This is a genomic window from Sphingopyxis sp. (assembly GCF_036402335.1).
Taxonomy (GTDB): Bacteria; Pseudomonadota; Alphaproteobacteria; order Sphingomonadales; family Sphingomonadaceae; genus Sphingopyxis.
This window is the reverse complement of record NZ_DASWTD010000114.1, coordinates 1-4640: the sequence shown is the minus strand read 5'-3', so window position 1 is coordinate 4640 and position 4640 is coordinate 1. Positions and strand designations below refer to the sequence as shown.

The window sequence follows — 4640 nt, the reverse complement described above, 5'->3', positions numbered from 1 at the left end:
CCAAGGCTGGCCGCATGATGAATATCGCAGATATGGGACAAAAGCTTGTCCGCGCAAGCCTGATCCTCCTTTTTGGCGCGGCGCTGGCCGGATGCAATGCGCCCGCCGAGGCGCCTCCGGCGCGTCCGCCGCTCGAAGGCGCGCGCATCGGCGGCCCCTTTACCCTTACCGATCAGAACGGCAAGACGGTTCGCGACAGTGATTTCGCTGGCAAATACCGCCTTGTCTATTTCGGCTACAGTTTCTGCCCCGACATCTGCCCGGTCGACCTGCAGAAGCTGATGCGCGGCCTGTCGCAGTTCGAAAAGGCCGATGCGGCACGCGGCGCCAGGGTCGTGCCGCTCTTCATCACCGTCGACCCGGCGCGCGACACGCCCGCGGCGCTGAAACCTTTTGTCGCGCGTTATCACCCGCGCCTGCTCGGTCTCACCGGCACGCCCGAACAGATTGCCGCGGTCGCCAAGGCCTATGTCATCACCTACAACAAGGTCGAGGGCTCGGCACCCGACCGTTACCTGATGGCGCACAGCCAGCTTGCTTTCCTGATGGACCCGGCGGGCAAGCCTGTCGCGTTGCTGCCGCTCGACGATCCGTCGTCCGACATCGACGAGGGCGCACCTGCTGCGGTCGCGGCCGAGCTGGCGAAATGGGTCAAATAATGGCCCGCGAGGCGCAACCCTTCTGGGAAGCGCCGCTCGCCAGCCTCGACGCCGGGCAATGGGAAGCCTTGTGCGACGGCTGCGGCAAATGCTGCCTGCACAAGCTGGAGGATGAGGACACGGGCCGCATCTATCCGACCAACGTCGCGTGCCGCCTGCTCGACCTGACCACCGCGCGCTGCGGCGATTACAAACATCGCCGTCGCCATGTTCCCGATTGCCTGACGCTGACCAAGGCGAAGGTTGCCGACATCGAATGGCTGCCGCAGACCTGCGCCTATCGCCTGCGCGCCGAGGGCGAACCGCTGCCCGACTGGCATTATCTCGTCTGCGGCGATCGCGATGCGGTGCATCGCGCGGGCGAGTCGATTGTCGGCTGGACTGTCGGCGAAGACATGGCGGGGCCGCTCGAGAATCATCTTGTCGAACGCGTCGTCTGACTTCGCGCCCGAGGGACCGCACATCTGGGTGGGGGGCGAGGCATGGCCGGTGCGCGTGGTGCGCCATGCCCAGTCGCGTCGCTATCGCCTCGTCTTCGACGGCGCGCGCGGTGAACTGCGGCTGACGGTCCCGCGCCGTACCAACGAGCGTGCGGCCCTGAAATGGGCCAGCGAGCAGCAGGCGTGGCTGGTCGAGCAGGTTGGCAAGGCGGCGCTGCCGGTGGTTGTCGGCCCCGGCGCGTCGGTGCCGTTCCGCGGTATCGACCGGCATATCGACTGGGCACCGGCCGCGCCGCGCGCGATCCGCCTGGAAGACGATGCCTTGCGTGTCGGCGGTCCGGCCGAGACGGTCGGCCGGCGCGTTGAACGCTGGCTGAAAGGGCAGGCGCTCGACCTTATGGAGCGCGAAAGCCGCGACATCGCGGCGGCGGCAGGGCTGGCGGTCGGCCGTGTCGGGGTCGGCGACCCGCGCAGCCGCTGGGGCAGCTGCACGGCGGTCGGCGACCTGCGTTACAGCTGGCGGCTGGTGATGGCGCCCGATCATGTGCGCCGCGCGACCGTCGCGCACGAGGTCGCGCATCTGAAGCATATGGACCACGGCGCGGCGTTCCATGCGCTGGTCGACCAATTGCACGACGGCGACGTCGCCGCCGCGCGCGGCTGGCTACGCCGCGAAGGGCGCGGGCTCCACCGCTATCGCTTCACCGCCTGACCGGTCTCAGTTCGAATCGTCGGGCTGGGGTGTCCGGGCGGGCGCCGGTGCCTTCACGACCGGCGGAGCGGCTTTCGGGGGGGCGGGCGTTTTGGGTTGCGCGCCGTTTTTCGGTACCGCGCCATTGTCGCCCGGGCCGCGCCGTCCGGTCTGCTCCTCGATCCATTGCTGGTCGAGCACCGGCCCGTCTTCGGGCGGCGGAGGCGGTGCGGCGCCCTCGGGCGGGCGGCTGTCATAAGGCAGCTCGATCGGCATTCCGTTCTCGTCGACCAGTCCGCCTTCGCCCGGCTCGCCCATATAGGCCTCGCCCTCATCCTCGAGTTGCCATTCGGGCAGTTTGACTTCGGTATCGAATGCTTCGACCGGGCGCCGCGCGACCGCAACGCGCATATAATCGGCGAAGGCCTTCGCCGGCGCACGACCGCCCTGCAATCCGCCCACGGGCTTCGCATCGTCGCGGCCCATCCACACGCCGGTGGTGAGCCCGCTCGAAAAACCGAGGAACCAGCCGTCCTTGTTGCTCGACGTCGTGCCGGTCTTGCCCGCAACGGGGCGGCCGATCTGCGCCGCCTTGCCGGTACCGGTGTTGACCGCGGTCTGGAGCAGATCGGTGATGCCCGCGGCGACCCAGTTGTCGACCAGCACCTGCCCGCGCTCGGCGGGGCGCTGGTACAGGAGGCGGCCGTCGGCGGTCGTCACCTTGGTAATGCCATAGGGCTGCACCGACACGCCCTTGCGCGATACCGCGGCAAAGGCGGCGGTCATGTCGATCACGCGCACTTCGGCGCTGCCGAGCACCATCGACGGATGGGTGTTGACCGGGGTGGTGATGCCGAAGCGGCGCGCCATGTTGGCGACCGCGGAAAAGCCGACGTCGTCGCCGAGCTTTGCCGCCACCGTGTTGACCGAATAGGCAAAGGCGCTGCGCAGGTCCATCGCGCCGGCAAAACGGCCCGACGAATTGCGCGGCGACCATCCGTTGATCGTTACCGGCTCGTCGACCACCTGGTCGTCGACCTTATAGCCCGCCTCGAGCGCGGCCATATAGACGAACAGCTTCCACGCCGAACCCGGCTGGCGCAGCGCCTGCGTCGCGCGGTTGTAGTTCGACGCGACATAGTCGGTGCCGCCGACCATCGCACGTACCGCGCCGTCGCGATCGAGCGAGACGAGCGCGCCCTGCACGCCCTTTGGCGTGTCGGCCTGGATCGCCGCGGTCGCCGCGCGCTGCATGCCGAGGTCGATGGTGGTATAGACGTCGAGTGCCTCGCTGCCTTCGTCGATCAGCATGTCGAGCTGCGGCAGCGCCCAGTCGCTGAAATAGCGCGCGCTATTCTGCCCGGTTTCCTTCGCAAGCTGGACATTCGCGGGCTCGGCGCTGTCGGCCTGCGCCTGCGTTATCACCCCGGCGTCGACCATGACGTCGAGCACGACCCCGGCGCGGCCTAGCGCCGCTTGCGCATCGGCGGTCGGCGAATAGCGCGACGGTGCTTTCACGAGGCCGGCGACCACCGCCGCCTCGGACAGCGACATCTCGGTCGCGCTATGCCCGAAGAAGCTGTTCGACGCGGCGTCGATGCCATAGCTGCCGCCACCGAAATAAACCTTGTTCAGATAGAGTTCGAGGATCTCGTCCTTCGAGAATTTCCATTCGAGCGCGAGCGCGAGGATCATTTCGCGCGCCTTGCGGCGGAAATCATAGCTGTTCGACAGGAAGATATTGCGCGCGAGCTGCTGGGTGATCGTCGAGGCGCCCTGAAGCCGCCGGCCGCTGCCGCGATTCTGGAGCGCGACCACCGCCGCGCGCGCCATGCCGACGGGGTCGAGCCCCGGGTGATAGCGAAAGCGCCGATCCTCGACCGCGACCATCGCGTCCTGCATCACTTGCGGCGTTTCGCGCAGGGTCAGCCAGCGGCCGTAATTGGGCCCGAGCGACAGGAATACCGTGCCGTCGGCGGCGCGGACGCGGATCGTCTGCCCCGCCGGCGATTTCTTGAGCTCTTCGAAGCTCGGCATGCGCTGCACCGCGATGCCGACCGCCACGCCCAGCGCGACGAGGCCGACCAGCGCGAGGCCAAGGCCCCAGCGAATGGCACGGCGCAGCCACACAAGCCAGCGCGGCGGCTCGCCGCCGGGCGTGCCGCTGCGCTTGCTGGACGATGACGATTTATTCGACGAAGCCTGCTGTCTTTCACGGCGCAAAGCCGGTGTTCCTTCCCTCACTGCGCCCCTGATGCGTCAGTCCGGGAAGGAGGTTTTCAGTCCTTGCCGGTTGACGCCTCATCCTGCCCGCGACCTTCGAAGTCAAGCGCCGCGCTGTTGATGCAATAGCGCAGGCCGGTCGGCCCGGGGCCGTCGGGGAAGACATGGCCGAGATGGCCTTCGCACCTGGCGCAGCGCACTTCGGTGCGGACCATGCCATGGCTGGTATCGGTCAGCTCCCTGACCGCACCGTCTTCGGCCGGTGCGGTATAGCTCGGCCAACCCGATCCGCTGTCATATTTGGTGCGGCTGTCGAACAGGGGTTCGCCGCAGCCGGCGCAGCGGTACATGCCGTCGCCCTTGTGATCGGTATATTTGCCGGTGAACGCCCGCTCGGTGCCGCCTTCGCGCAGCACATGATGCGCCATCGGGTCGAGCGTCTTTTCGGTTTTCGGATCGGTCATGGAGGATCTCCTTCGGATGAGCCGTTTGGGGCACCATCGCTGTTGGCTATAATATCGGCGCGGCGCCTCGCTATCGCAAGGGGGTGTCAGCGTGGCTCGATTCGCGTCGCCTGCGACATCATTCGCACCAACGCCGGAAAAAGTGACGCCATGCCCGTCATGG

5 protein-coding genes are annotated in these 4640 nt (G+C 67.5%); 3 read left to right on the top strand and 2 right to left on the bottom strand.

Features of this window, described 5'->3' with window-relative positions; all coding sequences use genetic code 11:
* Positions 1-14: 14 nt before the first annotated feature.
* From VGD20_RS03390 to VGD20_RS03380, 3 genes are read left to right on the top strand one after another with little or no spacing between them, the layout of a single operon-like run.
* Positions 15-659, top strand: a complete 645-nt coding sequence (locus VGD20_RS03390) for an SCO family protein (RefSeq protein WP_331133100.1) — start codon at positions 15-17, stop codon at positions 657-659.
* Positions 659-1099, top strand: coding sequence for a YcgN family cysteine cluster protein (locus VGD20_RS03385; protein WP_331133098.1), 441 nt, complete (start codon positions 659-661; stop codon positions 1097-1099). The genes VGD20_RS03390 and VGD20_RS03385 overlap by 1 nt, the downstream gene beginning before the upstream one ends.
* Positions 1080-1811 (top strand): M48 family metallopeptidase, encoded by a 732-nt coding sequence (locus tag VGD20_RS03380; protein ID WP_331133097.1) that lies wholly within the window; start codon positions 1080-1082, stop codon positions 1809-1811. Before VGD20_RS03385 ends, VGD20_RS03380 begins: the two co-directional genes overlap by 20 nt.
* Before the next feature lie 6 nt (positions 1812-1817).
* On the opposite strand, the gene VGD20_RS03375 is transcribed toward VGD20_RS03380, so the two are convergent.
* Entirely contained in the window at positions 1818-4013 is a 2196-nt protein-coding gene (locus VGD20_RS03375; protein ID WP_414714536.1) for a transglycosylase domain-containing protein, read from the bottom strand.
* 56 nt (positions 4014-4069) lie between these two features.
* Positions 4070-4477 (bottom strand): peptide-methionine (R)-S-oxide reductase MsrB, encoded by a 408-nt coding sequence (msrB, locus tag VGD20_RS03370; protein WP_331133096.1) that lies wholly within the window; start codon positions 4475-4477, stop codon positions 4070-4072.
* Positions 4478-4640 lie beyond the last annotated feature (163 nt).